This window comes from Corynebacterium tuberculostearicum (genome assembly GCF_046097465.1).
GTDB lineage: Bacteria > Actinomycetota > Actinomycetes > Mycobacteriales > Mycobacteriaceae > Corynebacterium > Corynebacterium tuberculostearicum_I.
This window is the reverse complement of record NZ_CP175799.1, coordinates 509,843-525,552: the sequence shown is the minus strand read 5'-3', so window position 1 is coordinate 525,552 and position 15,710 is coordinate 509,843. Positions and strand designations below refer to the sequence as shown.

The following is a 15,710-nucleotide window of genomic DNA, read 5'->3' as shown; positions in this document are numbered from 1 at the left end:
CCCAATAGTGTGACCATGATTGCTTGTTCTTTCGCGCGTTTTGCATCTGGGGTTTACCATGAGGGGGTATTGCACACACGCAATTCTCCTGAAATATCTCCGACCTCACAGCCCTTCGCGCTTCGAGGCCGTTATTGGTGTGAACCAAATGTTTCGAAAGAAGTACTTATGAGCAAGAAATTCACGCCGATGACCATTGCTGAGATCATCGACGTTTTTGTCCCTAGCCCCAACCCCTTCCGCTGGGAGGCCTTCGATGGGTCCGCGACCGGACCGGAAGACGCCCAGTACAAGGTGACTATTAATAGTCTCGAGGGCCTCTCCTTTATCGCTACCCACCCCGGCGACGTGGGATTTGCGCGCGCTTATGTCACGGACGGCATTACGGTGCATGGCGATCACCCAGCCCACCCCTATGGCATTTTTGACGCGCTGCATGCCATGTATGACAAATTCCAGAAGCCGGATGCCAAGACCCTGGCCCGCGTCGTTCGTTCCCTAGCGTCCATGGGCGCCTTCCAGATCCAGCCGGTCCCTGAGGTGGAGCGGGCTTCCTGGTTGCGCCGCAAGCTACACGACGGCCTATCCAAGCACTCGAAACAGCGCGATGCTGATGTCATTTCTGATCACTATGACGTGGGCAATGATTTCTACGAGCTCTTCTTGGGCGATTCAATGACCTATACCTGCGCCTACTACCCCTCCCCAGACGCCACGCTAGAGGAAGCGCAGGAGAATAAGTACCGCCTGATCTTTGACAAGCTGCGCCTCAAGGAAGGCGACCGCCACTTGGATGTGGGCTGCGGCTGGGGCGGCATGGTGCGCTACGCGGCGCGCCGCGGCGTGAAGTCCATCGGCGTCACCCTATCCAAGGAACAGGCCGAGTGGGGCCAGCGCAAGATTGAGGAGGAAGGCCTCCAAGACTTGGCGGAGGTCCGCTTCATGGATTACCGCGATATCACCGAAGAGGGCTTCGATGCTATCTCCGCCATCGGCATTATTGAGCACATTGGCGTGAAGAACTACAACGACTTCTTCAAATTCCTGCACGGCAAGTTGAAGGTCGGCGGCCTGATGCTCAACCACAACATCACCTACCCGGATAATCACAAGACCCCCAAGGGCGGCTTCATTGACCGCTATATCTTCCCGGACGGCGAGCTCACCGGCTCCGGCAATGTCACCAAGGCGATGCAAGACAATGGCTTCGAAGTCATCCACACCGAGTCCCTTCGCTTTGACTACATGCGCACGCTGCATGACTGGTGCGAGAACCTGAAGGAGAATTGGGACGAGGCCTGCGCAACCGTGGGCCTGCCCACCGCCCGCCTCTATGGCATTTATATGGCCGGATCCGAGTGGGGCTTTGAGCGCAATATCATCAACCTGTATCACTTCCTCGGCGTCAAGCTGGGCGAGGCCGGCTCCCGCGCCGGCGTGCCTGAGCGCCGCTGGTGGGAAGATAGCCGCTTTTAAGGAGGGGTGCCATGACTCTCATTGATAACCTGCGCGAACGGCTCGCCGCCGCCCAGCCGCGGCCGGTGGATGCCATGCCCATTGAGCCGGTGGGGTGGCAGGCGCACCAGGAGGGCGTCGATAAGCTGCTGGCGAGCTTCCGTGCTGTCCCGGCCGGAAAGCGCGTACGCCTAGCCAAGAAGACCTCCAACCTCTTCCGCAGCCGCAGCGAGGAGCAGGAGGGCCTCGATGTGTCCGGCCTTAGCGGCGTCATTGAGGTCGACCCAGTTGCCCGCACCGCCGATGTGCAGGGCATGTGCACCTATGAGGACTTAGTCGATGCCACCCTGCCCCATGGCCTCATGCCCTTCGTCGTCCCGCAGCTTAAGACCATTACTTTGGGCGGTGCGGTAACTGGCATGGGCGTGGAATCTACCAGCTTCCGCAACGGCCTCCCCCACGAGTCCGTGCTGGAGATGGATGTCCTCACCGGCACCGGCGAAATTCTCACCTGCTCCCGTGAGTCCAACGTTGATCTCTTCCGCCTGTTCCCCAACTCCTATGGCTCGCTGGGCTACGCGGTGCGCCTCAAGATTGAGCTGGAACCCGTGCCCGCCTATGTAGAGCTGCGCGAAGAGCGGTTCCACACCGTGGAGGAGGCAAGCCGCGTGCTTGCCGACGTCGCCTCTTCCCACACCCACCGCGGCGAGCCCGTCCATGGCCTCGACGGCGTGGTCTTTTCCGAAGACGAGGCCTACCTTGTCTTCGCCCGCTTTACCGATGAAGAGGGCCCAACCTCCGATTACACGCGGGACAAGATTTACTACCGCAGCCTCCAGCACGCCTCGGGCATCCGCCGCGATCGCCTCACCATCCGCGATTACATCTGGCGCTGGGATACCGACTGGTTCTGGTGCTCGCGCGCCTTTGGTGCGCAGAACCCGAAGGTGCGCAAGGTGTGGCCGCGTGAGCTTCGCCGCAGCTCCTTCTATTGGAAGCTGGTCCGCCTCGACCGCAAGTACGAGCTGGAATATAACTTCATCAAAAAGCCGCACGGCAAGCCGCGCGCCGAGCGCGTGGTGCAGGATATTGAGGTCACACCGGAGAACCTGCCGGAATTCCTCCACTGGTTCTTTAACGCCTCCGATATTCAACCGGTGTGGCTGTGCCCCATCCGTCTGCGCGATGGCGTGGACAAGCTCGTAGGCACCGGCGACATTGCCTCTGACTCCGGCGACCCATGGCCCCTCTACCCGCTGCGCCCCGGACAAACCTGGGTCAACGTCGGCTTCTGGTCCGGCGTGGACGGCGACCACGTCGATCCATCCGCGCCGAATAATGGCGCCTTCAACAAAGTTATCGAATCCAAGGTCAACGAGCTAGGCGGGCACAAATCCCTCTACTCCGAGGCCTTCTATTCCCGGGAGAAGTTCGAAGAGCTCTACGGTGGCAGCCTTCCTTCGACTATTAAGGCGGTTACCGACCCAGATGACCGCTTCCCTGGCCTATACGAAAAGACCGTGGACGAGGCCTAGCCCCCCCACCCCGCACGGCCTGATACGCACAGAGGGTGGAACGCCTTTCCCAGGCGTTCCACCCTCTTCCTTTGCCCAAATCTAGGGTCTTCGCGCTTTAGTAGGCAGCGGTGATGTTCTCATAGCCGTTGACCTTCAGCGCATCCATGACGCGCTGCACAGCAGCCTCGTCCTTGTCCGGGTTATAGGTCTCCGGGAAGGTCAGGTGGGCAGAGTGATCATCCTTGAACTCAATGTTCATGAACTCGTGGCCGGCCTCCTGGGTAGCAAGTGCCAGCTCGCGCTGCACGGCCAACTTGCCGCTCTGCAAGTTGCCGCCGTTGAACCCTGGATCGACCTCTTCGGTGCCCTCGGCGTCACCGTTGATGACGTCTTCCTCGTCACCGGTGATACGACCCTTCTCAGCGTGCGCACCCGGCTGCTGGTCCTGAGCGGTCTGCTCGCCAGCCTCGGCCGGTGCGGTTTGGGTGGTCTCAGCAGGATCCGGCTGGGACAGCTGGTCCTGAGCATCGACCGGTCCGGTGGAGCCCGCAAACGGCATAATCGCAGCAATTGCGGTGGCGAGCAGGGAAGAAATAGACGACATAAGAGCCTCCTTAACATTTGATGATTTTCAACTAAGGGAAACTCTAACACTCGTGAATATAAATCGCTATACCCCGAGCCTTATTTATTAATAAAGGTTTCCTGTCAACTATTTTCAGCACCAATGGCACGCATAGCCTAGGCGCCACGTTATATAGCGGCACTAGGATGCCTACAAAACGGAAACATCCCCCTACCCCGCGTGTGCGGAGAGGGGGATGAAATCTACCTAGTAGAGATTACTTGGTGTTGGCGGAACCGCCAGCAGCCTCGATCTTCTCTACAGCAGACTTGGAGAACTTGTCAGCGGTGACGTTCAACTTAACGTTGATGTCGCCGTTGCCCAGAACCTTGACCGGCTTGTTAGCGCGGACCAGGCCAGCAGCTGCGATGTCAGCAACGGTGATGTCGCCGCCATCTGCGAACTTCTCAGCCAGGTCAGCAACGTTAACTACCTGGTACTCAACATGGTTCGGGTTCTTGAAGCCCTTCAACTTAGGCAGACGCATGTGGATCGGCATCTGGCCACCCTCGAAAGCAGCGGAAACCTGCTTACGAGCACCGGTACCCTTGGTACCGCGACCAGCGGTCTTACCCTTGGATGCCTCACCGCGGCCGACGCGGGTCTTAGGCTTGTTTGCTCCTGCGGTTGGGCGCAGGTCGTGCAGCTTGATGATATCAGCCATGGTTTACTCCCCTGCCACTTCTTCGACGGTGACCAGGTGGCGAACCTTGTGAACCATACCGCGAACGATCGGGGTGTCCTGCTTAACTACGGACTGACCGATGCGCTTGAGGCCAAGAGCCTCAATGTTCTTGCGGTGGTTCGGCTTGGTGCCCACCAGGCCCTTTACCTGTGTAATCTTCAGAGCCATTGCTTATGCCTCCTGACCTGCGCGCTTGCGCAGCATACGGGCCGGGGTGACCTCTTCGATGGACTTGCCACGACGTGCGGCAACCTCTTCAGGGCGGACCAGCTGCTTGAGGCCGTCCACGGTAGCGCGGACGACGTTGAGTGCATTGTCGGAGCCCAGGGACTTCGACAGGATGTCCTGCACGCCAGCGCATTCGAGCACTGGACGAGCAGCACCACCAGCGATAACACCGGTACCAGGTGCGGCAGGCTTCATCATGACGATGCCAGCTGCGTCGCGACCCTCGACCGGGTGGGTGATGGTGCCGGCAATCATCGGAACGCGGAAGAAGTTCTTGCGAGCCTCTTCAGCGCCCTTCTGGATTGCGGCCGGGACTTCCTTGGCCTTGCCGTAGCCAACGCCAACCTGACCCTGGCCGTCACCAACGACGACGAGGGCGGTGAAGGACATGTTGCGGCCACCCTTAACGGTCTTGGAGACGCGGTTGATGGTCACAACGCGCTCGATGTACTTATCGCGCTCGTTGTCCTGCTGGTTACGACGATCGTTGCGGCGGCCGTTGCCACCGCGGTTGTTCTTGTTGTTCTCGGCGGAGCGTCCGCCGTCACGCTGTTCACGGTCCGACATTAGGCGTTCCTTCCGTTGATGTTTCCGTTGACGATGATCATTAGAACTTCAGACCACCTTCACGTGCGGCGTCAGCCAGCGCAGCGACGCGGCCGTGGTACTTGTAGCCTGCGCGGTCAAATACGACGTTCTCGATGCCAGCGGCCTTAGCGCGCTCGGCAACCAGCTCGCCTACCTTGGCAGCCTTGGCCTTCTTATCGCCCTCGAGTGCACGAACGTCCGCCTCCATGGAGGATGCGGAGACCAGGGTGTGGCCTGCCAGGTCATCGATGACCTGGACGTGCATGTGACGGGAGGAGCGGTGAAGAACCAGACGCGGTGCCTCAGGGGTGCCACGCAGGGTCTTACGGATACGGAAGTGACGGCGTGCGCGTGCTTCGCGACGACGAGAGGAAATGTCCTTGCCGACTGGAGTGCGCTTGGTGTTTTCAGTGTTTGCCATTGCTTACTTACCCGTCTTTCCGACCTTGCGACGGATCTGCTCGCCCTCGTAGCGAATACCCTTGCCCTTGTAAGGATCGTCCTTACGCAGACGACGGATATTAGCGGCGATCTGTCCGACTAGTTGCTTGTCAATACCGGTAATGGACAGCTTGGTTGCGCCGTCCACTGCGAAGGTAATTCCCTCCGGAGCCTCGATGAGGATCGGGTGGGAGTAGCCCAGGCTGAATTCCAGGTCCTTACCCTTCTGCTGGACACGGTAGCCGACACCGAAGATTTCCATCTTGATGGTGTAGCCCTCGGTCACGCCAACAACGGCGTTGTTCAGCAGGGAGCGGGACAGGCCGTGCAGAGCACGGTGCTTGCGGTGGTCATCAGGGCGGGAGACGGACAGTACGCCGTCTTCCAGGTTGATGGCGATAGGCTCTGGAACGTTAACGCTCTGGGTGCCCTTAGGGCCCTTAACCTCAACGTCTTGGCCGTTGATCTTGATTTCGACGCCGTTAGGTACGGCGATTGGTGCTAGACCGACTCGAGACATGTGTCAAACCTCCCTTTACCAGACGTAGGCGAGAACTTCTCCGCCTACGCCCTTCTCCTCAGCCTGACGGTCAGTCAGCACGCCGTGGGACGTGGAAATGATAGCCACGCCCAGGCCGCCCAAGACCTGTGGCAGTTCGGTGGACTTTGCGTACACACGCAGACCCGGCTTAGACACGCGACGCAGGCCAGACAGGGAGCGCTCGCGGTTATTGTACTTCAGCTCGAGGGACAGGGTGTGGCCCTCGACGGTGTAGTCAGCGATGTAGCCTTCCTGCTTCAAGATGTCGGCAATGTTTGCCTTCAGCTTGGAGGTAGGCATCGACACGGTGTCATGGTGCGCATTACTTGCGTTGCGCACGCGCGACAGCATGTCGGCAATAGGATCAGTCATAGTCATATGAGTGACCGTGTACCTTTCTCGTTGCGGTTCCCGTGCTCACCAAAGCGTTCTCCGTGTGATTTCGGGCTACTCACGCTCCCTACGGTCAATACCGTAAGGCGCTCGCCACCCTTTGATTCAGACAACGGTCCGCTATCTACGGCGAGGGGCCTACAACAAAGTTGATGTTCAGTTCTTGCATCGGCTCGGCGCTTTCTGCAGCTCAGCGCGCCAAAATCCGCATTGATTGGGGCACGCTGACGCCTCGGCGCAAGCACGAGGTACTATGCTACGCCATAACCTGCGGTTTTCCAAATAGTATTGCGCCTTCATTAGAGTCGAGACCAGCACGAACGTATATAAGGAGATGGTGATGAGCCAAACACACGAGGACCCCATCCAATCCGCACACGAGTGGCTCGAAGAAGCCGCCCGTCACCTCGGCCTCGATCCTCAGGAGGCAACCGCACTCACCCGCGAGATCCTGGACCTCACCAAGGACGTTGCGCACAATCGCTCCCGCCCCGCGGCCCCACTTACTGCCTTCCTCGTGGGTCTAGCCTCCAGCAATGTAGAGGAAGCCCGCAGCAATATCGATGTCCTGAAGCAGGAGCTGCAGTAATGGCCGGCCGCAAGAACTCTACCTTTGCCGTCACCAAGGTCCGCCTGGGAGATGGCCTGCAGGTCGATACCCGCGCCGATACGGTCGCCGGCGAGGAGCCCCTCGAGATCCGCGCGGGTGGTCAGACCATCACCACCACCATGCGCACCCCTGGCCATGACATTGAGCTGGCGCATGGGTTCTTGCATTCAGAGGGCCATATTGCTTCGCTTAGCGACGTCACCGAGGCCCGCTACTGCGCCGGCGCCACCGTCAACGGCATGAATACCTACAACCTGCTCGACATCGATCTGGCGAAGAAGAACGTACTGGACCTGAGCGATCTGCGGCTAACCACCACCACTTCCGCCTGCGGCGTATGCGGCACCTCTTCTATCGAGGCTTTGACTAAGCAGACCCGCTACCCGATTCCGCATATACCAGTGGACCCCTATGTCGTCGCCAAGCTGCCAGACAAGCTCCGGGCTGAGCAGAAGCAATTTAAAAAGACCGGCGGCATCCACGCCGCCGGTGCCTTCACCTTGGACGGTGAACCGGTAGTCATTCGCGAGGATATCGGCCGCCACAATGCTGCGGATAAGGTCATCGGCCACCTCCTATTAGAGGACAAACTCCCCGCCGATGACCTTATTTTGGTGATGAGCTCGCGCGCCAGCTTCGAGCTCGTCCAAAAGGCCGCGATGGCCGGCTTCGGCATGCTCGTTGCCGTGAGCGCCGCCTCCTCCCTAGCGGTGGAAACGGCCCGCGAAACCGGCATGGCGCTCGTCGGCTTCGCTCGCGGCGACCGCTTTAATCTGTATTCCGGCGGGCTCGCCTAGTCGCGGTAGGCCTCCGGCCCACGGTTAAGCCAGGCGTATACGCCGCCAATCAGCAGACCGCCGCCAATCAAATTGCCGATCCACACCAGGATCCAATTGAGCGCCACATTGCCCACAGTCAGGGTTGCAGGCAACGGATCGGATCCAAAGAGGGTGAGACTAAACAGGCAGAAGTTCGCAATTACGTGCTCCAGGCCCAGGCCAACAAAGGCGCCAATAATCGGAATGATGACGAAGAACTTAGAGACAATGTCCTTAGCAAAGATGGCGCCGACGATGCCCATATTGACCACGAAGTTTGCCGCGATGGCCTCTACCAGCATGCCTTGTGGGGACTTGGTGAGTTTTCCTTCAGAAACCGTAACCAACAGGTGCGAGGGATCCAGGTCTGCAAATTTGGCGGACATAGCCATGATGGCGGCAAAGATGATCGCGCCTACCAGGTTAAAAATGGTGGTAATGAGCAGCAAGTAGAGCGCTTTACCCCACGACACATGCTTATTGCTGGCGGCATAGACCATGTACATCATGTTGCCGGTAGCCAGCTCCGCGCCTAAGAGCAAGATGGCGAACAGGCCCACACCGAAGAACAAGGAAAATGCCACTGCGCCCATCCCTGGCGCTACTCCATTGACGGCCTGGCCAACCACACCGGCGAAGGCGGTACCAATGCACAGGTACACACCCGCCAACGTGGAGCGCACCGCAAAGCGAGAGAAAGATTCATCCAACAAGGTGACCTTTTTGACAGCTGCCGCCTTGGCAGCATCATTGAGAGACAATTTTTACCTCATTAATCAGAGCGAATTCAATCCCTCTAATCCTATCCTGACCACCTGTTTCCGAGCCAATTCACGGTACGCGCGTCCTTTCGTTGTAAGCTAAGGCTTTCCCCTAGCCCCTAATCTTCTCTTCGGAGGTCGCATGGATTCCCACTACCGGCCGCGGAGGGAACCGAATCGGCTTCCCACTAACGGGCGCCGGCACGTTCCATCGCGTTCCCAGCACACAGATGCGGATCGCGAGTGGCGCCAGGCCGAGTCGCGCACCCGCCAACAACAACGCCGCCGCCCGCCGCGCCGCATCGAGGACACCTCCCTCCCTCGCCAGCGCCGCAAGCCCACCCTGTGGCACCGCATCAAAGAAGCATGGAAAACCTCTGGCATCCTACGCGTCGTTGTGGGAATCGTCGCCACGATAGCGATCGCCAGCACCATCAATCGCGTGGTCAATCCGCCCGAAGGCCTGGAGACCAACGAGGTCACTGCCCAAGAGGCGCCTGCTATCGACCCTTCCCCCGCGGTAGAGCTCTTCATCCCCGCCATCGAGGTACACGCGGAGTTTGAGGATGGTTCCTGCCGCGTGGTCAATGGCGCTATCAATCCAGACACCATGAATAAGGCCTGTACCTACACTGCCGATGATCGCCCTTACTCGCTGCCAGGCACCACGGCCCAAGACATCGTCGTCATCGCCGGACATACCGGGGCGGGCGTGCCAGGCGTGTTCAATAATCTCTACGATGGCTCTGCCAATGAGCACAAAGTTCATCTGGGAGACAAGCTCTACGTGCGCACCGCCAATTCCGGACAGAACTGGCTCATCTACACCGCAACCGATCTGCACGACCCGGATAAGCAAGGGCTTTCCGACGACGCCTCTATCTGGGGCGATGGCCCCATGCCCGGCCGCCTGCTCACCATTAGCTGCATCCAACCTGCCAACCCTTTGGAGCCAGCGGTACGCAACGCGGTCGTCGGCTGGCAGTACGAGGGCACCACGCACACGGAAGCCGAAAGCGCCTAAGCCGGCTATCACCATCGCCTCCGCCCCGCCGACCGCCAGCTTGAGTTCAGAGGGTCGTTGCAACACTTTCCCTTAGGAGGGTGTTGTTGTGTCTGGGGTTGTTGGCCCGTTTCATTCGTTGTCTGAATCGGATCGTCGTGGCTTAGTTGCCTTGGTTGGCAGTGGGCGTAGTGTCCGTTCGGCGGCTGGTGAGCTTGGCTGTCATTACGGGCATGCTTTGAATTTTTGCCATGCCTTTGGATTGCCAGTCGTGTATAAAGCCAAACGAGTTGATCGCCGCGGCAGCCAGGCTGTCCAGCTTGTAGAGCTAGTCCGAAGCGGACTGTCGGTACGCCAAGCTGCTAAAAGATGTGGGATGCATCTTACCGCTGCGTATGCCGTAGCTACGGAAGCTGGGTGCCATATCCGGTTAAGTCAGTATGCTCGGAAAGTCCGCCAGACGCAGTTAAGAGTGGAATACCTGCGCCTTCGGCTGGCGAGCCTGCCTGGTGGTGATGCTGGCGCGGCAGTAGGAATTGATCGTCGACTGCGTTTAGATTTCGAAAAAGGACTCACCAAATCCCAGGGTCGACGAGAAGAGTTCATACCCGTCGGCGAAGACGCCAGCACGTATAACAGACTTATGAAAGCGCTGCGCCAACGCCATGATGTCATCGAATCCGGAAGGCTTGCCCCTCCCGCCTTACCTAGCGGGGTAGATCCGTATAAACGCATCAGCAATCGCTACATTTGCTTCGAAGAACGCGTCATTATCGCCGATCTTCTCCGCGAAGATGTGCCGCTGCGTGAGATTGGGCGCCGTTTAGGGCGAAGTGCATCGTCAATTCAGCGTGAAGTACGCAGAAACCACAGTGCGGAAGGCCCGTATCGTGCAGAAACAGCCCAGTTAAAGGCCTGTGCGCGGAGGTTGCGGCCGAAAATACCGAAACTACTAGCCAACAAAAGACTATGGGACTATGTATGCGCACAATTGCGGGCACAATGGTCACCTGAGGAGATTTCTAATCGCCTGCCCATCGACTACCCCACTGATAAGGACATGCGCATTAGTCACGAAACGATTTATGACGCCTTTTACCTGCAGGCCAAAGGAAGACTCAAAGACCTTGGCCTGGACTTGCCGACCGGTAGAAAGAAACGCAAGAAACGCCAAACCCGCTCCAGCACACCTGCCCAGCAACGCTTCGTCGACGACATGATCCTCATAGACGACCGGCCAGATGAGGTAAGTGAACGTATTTTGCCAGGCCACTGGGAAGGCGACCTCATCCTCGGTAAAAACAACCAATCAGCGGTAATCACGCTAGTAGAACGCGTCAGCCGATTTGTTGTCCTTGGCCACTTACCGGGAAGGCATACCAGCAAAGAAGTATTCACAGCCCTGCACAAGGCAGTTACAGGAATCGATAAAGCTATCTGGTCATCAATTACCTGGGACCAAGGAAGCGAAATGGCTGGTCATAAAGCTTTTACCATGGCCACTGACATTCCCATCTACTTCTGCCATCCAGGATCACCATGGGAACGCGGCAGCAACGAAAACACCAACGGCAGGCTCAGAAGAAACCTTCCCAAAAACAGCGACCTGTCCATCTACAGCGCCGAGGACCTAGAAATGATCGCCAACATTCACAACCACAAACCACGCAAAGCACTCAACTGGCGCACCCCAGCCGAAGTCATGACCAACGCCCTCACACAAACCGGTAGCATCAAACCAAACTAACCATCATCGTTGCAACGACCCCTAGAATCCGCCCAGCACTGCTCAAAACCAAAAAATCCCAACGCCCCTTTCGGGGAGTTGGGATTCTTAGCGCTCTATTTACTTGAACGGGAAGCCGAGCTCGCGCAGGAGCTTGCGGCCCTCGTCGTCGTTAGTAGCGGTGGTAACGACGGTGATGTCCATACCACGAGGGCGATCGATCTTGTCGATGTCGATCTCGTAGAACATGGACTGCTCGGACAGGCCGAAGGTGTAGTTGCCGTGGCCGTCGAACTGCTGATCAGACAGACCGCGGAAGTCACGAATACGTGGCAGCGCGATGGTCAGCAGGCGGTCCAGGAACTCCCACATACGGTCGCCGCGCAGGGTAACGCGTGCGCCGATGGGCATGCCCTCACGAAGCTTGAAGTTCGCGATGGACTTCTTAGCGCGACGCAGCTGTGGCTTCTGACCGGTAATAGCGGTCAGGTCCTCGAGAGCGCCGTTGATGACCTTGGAGTCACGTGCAGCTTCGCCAACACCCATGTTGACGACGACCTTGGTGACACCAGGGATCTGCATGACGTTGTCGTAGTTGAACTCGTCATTCAGGGACTTGCGGATTTCCTCGCGGTAGCGAGTCTTCAGACGCGGGGTGTAGTTCTCGCTCATTTTTAGATGTCCTTCCCGTTGCTACGCGCGATACGGACCTTCTTGCCGTTCTCGTCGAAACGGTAGCCCACGCGGGTCGGGTTGCCTTCGGAGTCAACGATCGCAACGTTGGACACGTGGATCGGAGCTTCCTGGGTAACGATTCCGCCGGACTCGGCGCCACGCTCGGTAGCGGAGTTAGCGACGTGCTTCTTGATGCGGTTAACGCCCTCAACGAGGACCTTGTCACGCTTTGGGTATGCCTCGATGACCTTGCCCTTCGCGCCCTTATCTGGGCCCGAAATGACGATCACCATATCTCCCTTATGGATCTTCATAAGACTAGATCACCTCCGGTGCGAGAGAAACGATCTTCATGAAACGCTTGTCACGAAGTTCGCGAGCAACCGGTCCGAAGATACGGGTACCACGGGGCTCGCTATCGCCCTTGAGAACAACTGCAGCGTTCTCGTCGAAGCGAATGTAGGAGCCGTCCGGACGACGGGTCTCCTTCTTAGCGCGGACGATAACGGCCTTTACTACGTCGCCTTCCTTGACGTTGCCGCCTGGAACGGCGTCCTTGACAGTCGCGACGATGACGTCGCCGATGCCAGCGGAGCGTCGGACAGAGCCGCCGAGAACGCGGATGCACAGCAGTTCACGTGCACCAGAGTTGTCGGCGACGCGCAGACGCGATTCTTGCTGAATCACTATGGGTCTCCTGACCTGGATTGATGTGCGGTAAGATTTCCGTCCTTGCCGCACGCGGTCTACAAACTTGCGATGCTCAAGCCTTGACAACGGACTATGCCGAAGGGTCTCGGACCGGCGGTTCGGAAACGCACCGCTACGGGCCGACCAGCTTTTGCAACCTATACATTCAACCACACGCCAGCGCCTATACCAAAACACCGCTCAGCGCTTGCCGACGCCCCCTTTCCTCCCAAATTATTTTCGCCAACACCCCCGCCTACCCCTTGGTCCCTAAATTCGAATGCAATGACACGCATACATGGAGAAGTTGGCCGCATTATCTGCACATTTGCCCAACACCCTAAAGGTTTTCAGTGCAATTTTAGCCGAACACCCGCGCTATTCTTCCAGGTTTCCCACACCCGTAACGCATGGAAATTACAGTTGATTAATGTTTTCAGCGTGACAACTGTGAATCTTGTGACTATCGTGATTGGCGTCGAGAACGACTCATATCTTTTGGCGCGTACCTCCACCGGATGCGCGTAACAACACATTCCCTTAAGGAGAACCACATGAAGCGTTTGCCACAGACTCTGACCGCTGCAGTACTGACCGGCGCTCTCGCCTTCGGCGGCGCAGCTGTTGCCCAGGCTCAAATTCCGGATCCGGTTGAAGACAAGCCTTTGACCGAGATGCCAACCCCGACTGCAGAGGAGGAGACCGGCACCGAGGACGCCCCTGTCGTAGAGGGCGAGGGTGAAATCGAGCGCCACGATACCGCTGCCGATCCGATCAACGTCGATGGCGTTGATTACTTCAAGCAGGAAGACGGCTCTTGGCTGTCTAAGCCAGAAAATGGCAACCCTGTTCGCTTGACCGCTGAGCAAGCGGAAAAGTTCGTCAAGGAGCAGCAGGACACCAGCGCAATTCCAGGCGCAGCTACCAAAACCCTGGAAGACGGCACCGTTTGCTACCAGCACATCCAGGATAAGAGCGTTTACGTCGAGAACAGCAACGAGGTAAACACCGAGATCACCGACGAGACCGTCGGCAAGTGCAAGGATGCCAATGCTGGCGCCACCGATCCTGAGGGCTCCTCCGAGCTGAGCGATGCTGCTAAGGCAGCCATCGGCGCTGCAATCGCTCTGCCAATCTTGGGCGGCATTGTTCACTACTTCCTGAACAAGGACGGCAAGACCTGGGTTAAGAGCCAGGATCGTGTAAATGCTGAGCCTACCCCTGAGGAGAAGGCCGAGTCTGAGAAGATCGTTGCTGAGCACAAGGACGAGATCAACGCTCAGCTCGCAGAGCAGGGTCAGGGCAACAACGCTGAAGGCACCGATTCCGTTCGCGGCATGGCCGCTGAGACCGGCTCCAACTCCGTTGCACAGGCTCTGGCTGCTCTGGCCGTAGCTGCAATGGTTGCTGCTGGCGCTTTCGCCGCACGCCGCAAGTTCTTCGCTTAAGCGATTACTCCCCTACTAGGTAGGTTCTGTTACTAAAACAGGCTGCGCCGGTTGGACTACGGTCCGACCGGCGCAGTTTTGTTTCGCCTAAAACAAGATCCGCGTATACGAAAAATGAAGCCCCTACAGGATTGAAATGCCCGGACGCCGGGGAATTCTTAGTACAGTTTCTAATATGACCTACACCAAGCGCACCCTGTGGTTGCACGCCGCGCTCTTTATCCTCGCGTTTCTGGCGTTTATCCTGCCCGTAGTCTTTGGTACCGCCGCCCTACTCCCTGTCTGGTTGACCGGCGGGCTGAGTCTGGGGCTTGCGGCTTGCGCGCTTGTCGACGCCGCCTATAAATTCTTCGCCCCCTCCTCCCCGCGCAGCCTCCGCCTGCTCTCTGGTCTTGCCGGTCTCGTTCTGCTCATCGGCTGGGGCATCTGGGTCTATATCTACGGCAATATGGCCGCTGTTGGCACAGGATCCTATCGAATCGGCACCTTTTTGCTCGGCGCGGGAAGCGTGCTCAATCTTTTTGTAGTGGCAATTTCCTTGCTAGATGTACAAAGAAAGGTCAGGTAAAGCGTCTGGCACACAGCCACTATTGCCAGGTCTCTACTAATGCGCCGCTACGACGCGGCGGGGAACGATGATGGGGGCATCGCCAAGCGGATCCTCCCAGGCCTCAGCCTCGATACCGTAGGCCTGCGCCAATACCTTCGGCGACAGCGCTTGTTTCGGCGCCCCACGAGCGATGATATCGCCCGCTTTCATCACCACCATGGAATCAGAATAGTGGCCCGCCAGCATGAGATCGTGTAGGACTACAACCACTGTCTTTCCCGCCTGCGCCTGTGCGCGGGCCAGCTCCAGCATGCGCATGGCATGGGCGGGGTCGAGAAAGGTCGTGGGTTCGTCGAGAAGCAGCACGGGCGTATCTTGTGCCAGTGCCAATGCCAGCCAGACGCGCTGGCGCTGCCCGCCCGATAGCGAAGCGATATCACGATCGAGGAAGTCCACAATGTCGGTAGCCTCGCAGGCCTGCGCGATGATCTCCCGGTCCGTAGCGGAAAGGCCGCGCATCCTCCCCTGATAGGGATGACGCCCGCGCGCGACCAACTCCCCCACTCGCAGCCCATTGGGGGCCACCGGGTGCTGTGGCAGTAGCGCCACCTGCTGCGCGGCGTCCTTCGCGGACATGGCGTGTAGGTCAACTTCCCCGACCATGACGCTGCCCTGCCGCGGGGCCAGGATTTTCGAGAGAGTTTTCAGCAGCGTGGACTTGCCGCAGCCATTGGGCCCAATGAGCGTGGTGACTTCGCCGGCGCGGGCGTGCAAATCGACGCCGGCAAGGATATCCCCACCATCCTTATATCCCGCATGAATGCCGGTGGCGTGGAGGCTGCACCGAGGCTTCGGGGTAGTGGTCTGTTTAGGCTGATTAGGCTGATTATCCTTCATTTCTTTTCCTTCATCCACGTCTGACTGTCTAGCACCATCCGGCGCGATGCTTATCCGTT

Annotated in this window: 20 protein-coding genes; 8 read left to right on the top strand and 12 right to left on the bottom strand. The window is 58.3% G+C overall.

Annotated features, from left to right (window positions below; translation table 11 throughout):
• Nucleotides 1-168: 168 nt before the first annotated feature.
• Together ACKFRX_RS02545 and ACKFRX_RS02540 are read left to right on the top strand one after the other, a co-directional pair.
• Nucleotides 169-1,476 carry a class I SAM-dependent methyltransferase gene (locus ACKFRX_RS02545; RefSeq protein WP_408928057.1) on the top strand — a complete coding sequence of 436 codons (1,308 nt, stop codon included), beginning with the start codon at nucleotides 169-171 and terminating at the stop codon, nucleotides 1,474-1,476.
• Nucleotides 1,477-1,487: 11 nt separating this feature from the next.
• Complete coding sequence (locus tag ACKFRX_RS02540; protein WP_408928056.1) at nucleotides 1,488-2,990, top strand: FAD-binding oxidoreductase; 1,503 nt, start codon at nucleotides 1,488-1,490, stop codon at nucleotides 2,988-2,990.
• 97 nt (nucleotides 2,991-3,087) lie between these two features.
• Here the strand turns inward: ACKFRX_RS02540 and ACKFRX_RS02535 are convergent, their stop codons facing one another.
• The 7 genes from ACKFRX_RS02535 to rpsH form a co-directional block, all read right to left on the bottom strand.
• Nucleotides 3,088-3,576 (bottom strand): hypothetical protein, encoded by a 489-nt coding sequence (locus ACKFRX_RS02535; protein ID WP_408928055.1) that lies wholly within the window; start codon nucleotides 3,574-3,576, stop codon nucleotides 3,088-3,090.
• A gap of 238 nt (nucleotides 3,577-3,814) precedes the next feature.
• On the bottom strand, nucleotides 3,815-4,261 hold the full coding sequence (rplO, locus tag ACKFRX_RS02530; protein ID WP_005322777.1) for a 50S ribosomal protein L15: 447 nt from the start codon (nucleotides 4,259-4,261) through the stop codon (nucleotides 3,815-3,817).
• 3 nt (nucleotides 4,262-4,264) lie between these two features.
• Nucleotides 4,265-4,450, bottom strand: coding sequence for a 50S ribosomal protein L30 (gene rpmD / locus ACKFRX_RS02525; protein WP_023020587.1), 186 nt, complete (start codon nucleotides 4,448-4,450; stop codon nucleotides 4,265-4,267).
• A gap of 3 nt (nucleotides 4,451-4,453) precedes the next feature.
• Entirely contained in the window at nucleotides 4,454-5,077 is a 624-nt protein-coding gene (gene rpsE / locus ACKFRX_RS02520) for a 30S ribosomal protein S5 (protein WP_005322780.1), read from the bottom strand.
• 40 nt (nucleotides 5,078-5,117) lie between these two features.
• Nucleotides 5,118-5,519: a 50S ribosomal protein L18 gene (gene rplR, locus ACKFRX_RS02515; protein ID WP_408927124.1), complete on the bottom strand. Its 402-nt coding sequence runs from the start codon at nucleotides 5,517-5,519 to the stop codon at nucleotides 5,118-5,120.
• A 3-nt stretch (nucleotides 5,520-5,522) separates the two neighbouring features.
• Nucleotides 5,523-6,059: a 50S ribosomal protein L6 gene (gene rplF, locus ACKFRX_RS02510; protein ID WP_005322792.1), complete on the bottom strand. Its 537-nt coding sequence runs from the start codon at nucleotides 6,057-6,059 to the stop codon at nucleotides 5,523-5,525.
• Nucleotides 6,060-6,074: 15 nt separating this feature from the next.
• Entirely contained in the window at nucleotides 6,075-6,458 is a 384-nt protein-coding gene (rpsH, locus tag ACKFRX_RS02505; RefSeq protein WP_005322799.1) for a 30S ribosomal protein S8, read from the bottom strand.
• Nucleotides 6,459-6,813: 355 nt separating this feature from the next.
• Between rpsH and ACKFRX_RS02500 the strand changes: the two genes are divergently transcribed.
• Nucleotides 6,814-7,062: a DUF6457 domain-containing protein gene (locus tag ACKFRX_RS02500; RefSeq protein WP_040424880.1), complete on the top strand. Its 249-nt coding sequence runs from the start codon at nucleotides 6,814-6,816 to the stop codon at nucleotides 7,060-7,062.
• Nucleotides 7,062-7,880 carry a formate dehydrogenase accessory sulfurtransferase FdhD gene (fdhD, locus tag ACKFRX_RS02495; protein WP_408928054.1) on the top strand — a complete coding sequence of 273 codons (819 nt, stop codon included), beginning with the start codon at nucleotides 7,062-7,064 and terminating at the stop codon, nucleotides 7,878-7,880. The genes ACKFRX_RS02500 and fdhD overlap by 1 nt, the downstream gene beginning before the upstream one ends.
• On the opposite strand, the gene ACKFRX_RS02490 is transcribed toward fdhD, so the two are convergent.
• A complete protein-coding gene (locus tag ACKFRX_RS02490) occupies nucleotides 7,877-8,662 on the bottom strand; it encodes a formate/nitrite transporter family protein (protein WP_408928053.1) in 786 nt (261 codons plus the stop codon). The genes fdhD and ACKFRX_RS02490 overlap by 4 nt on opposite strands.
• A 142-nt stretch (nucleotides 8,663-8,804) precedes the next feature.
• Between ACKFRX_RS02490 and ACKFRX_RS02485 the strand changes: the two genes are divergently transcribed.
• On the top strand, nucleotides 8,805-9,686 hold the full coding sequence (locus tag ACKFRX_RS02485) for a hypothetical protein (protein WP_408928052.1): 882 nt from the start codon (nucleotides 8,805-8,807) through the stop codon (nucleotides 9,684-9,686).
• A 451-nt stretch (nucleotides 9,687-10,137) separates the two neighbouring features.
• Complete coding sequence (locus ACKFRX_RS02480; RefSeq protein WP_408928029.1) at nucleotides 10,138-11,412, top strand: IS30 family transposase; 1,275 nt, start codon at nucleotides 10,138-10,140, stop codon at nucleotides 11,410-11,412.
• A gap of 99 nt (nucleotides 11,413-11,511) precedes the next feature.
• On the opposite strand, the gene rplE is transcribed toward ACKFRX_RS02480, so the two are convergent.
• Genes rplE through rplN form a run of 3 tightly spaced genes read right to left on the bottom strand, consistent with a single transcriptional unit; the run spans nucleotide 11,512 to nucleotide 12,753 of the window.
• A complete protein-coding gene (rplE, locus tag ACKFRX_RS02475; RefSeq protein WP_200436216.1) occupies nucleotides 11,512-12,063 on the bottom strand; it encodes a 50S ribosomal protein L5 in 552 nt (183 codons plus the stop codon).
• Between the two features lie 2 nt (nucleotides 12,064-12,065).
• Complete coding sequence (gene rplX / locus ACKFRX_RS02470; RefSeq protein ID WP_005322810.1) at nucleotides 12,066-12,380, bottom strand: 50S ribosomal protein L24; 315 nt, start codon at nucleotides 12,378-12,380, stop codon at nucleotides 12,066-12,068.
• A gap of 4 nt (nucleotides 12,381-12,384) precedes the next feature.
• Entirely contained in the window at nucleotides 12,385-12,753 is a 369-nt protein-coding gene (gene rplN, locus ACKFRX_RS02465) for a 50S ribosomal protein L14 (protein WP_005322812.1), read from the bottom strand.
• 557 nt (nucleotides 12,754-13,310) lie between these two features.
• Between rplN and ACKFRX_RS02460 the strand changes: the two genes are divergently transcribed.
• A complete protein-coding gene (locus tag ACKFRX_RS02460; RefSeq protein WP_408928051.1) occupies nucleotides 13,311-14,204 on the top strand; it encodes a hypothetical protein in 894 nt (297 codons plus the stop codon).
• A gap of 175 nt (nucleotides 14,205-14,379) precedes the next feature.
• Nucleotides 14,380-14,772: a multidrug transporter gene (locus ACKFRX_RS02455; RefSeq protein ID WP_408928050.1), complete on the top strand. Its 393-nt coding sequence runs from the start codon at nucleotides 14,380-14,382 to the stop codon at nucleotides 14,770-14,772.
• A gap of 36 nt (nucleotides 14,773-14,808) precedes the next feature.
• Here the strand turns inward: ACKFRX_RS02455 and ACKFRX_RS02450 are convergent, their stop codons facing one another.
• A complete protein-coding gene (locus ACKFRX_RS02450) occupies nucleotides 14,809-15,651 on the bottom strand; it encodes an ABC transporter ATP-binding protein (RefSeq protein WP_284597001.1) in 843 nt (280 codons plus the stop codon).
• Nucleotides 15,652-15,710: the final 59 nt, after the last annotated feature.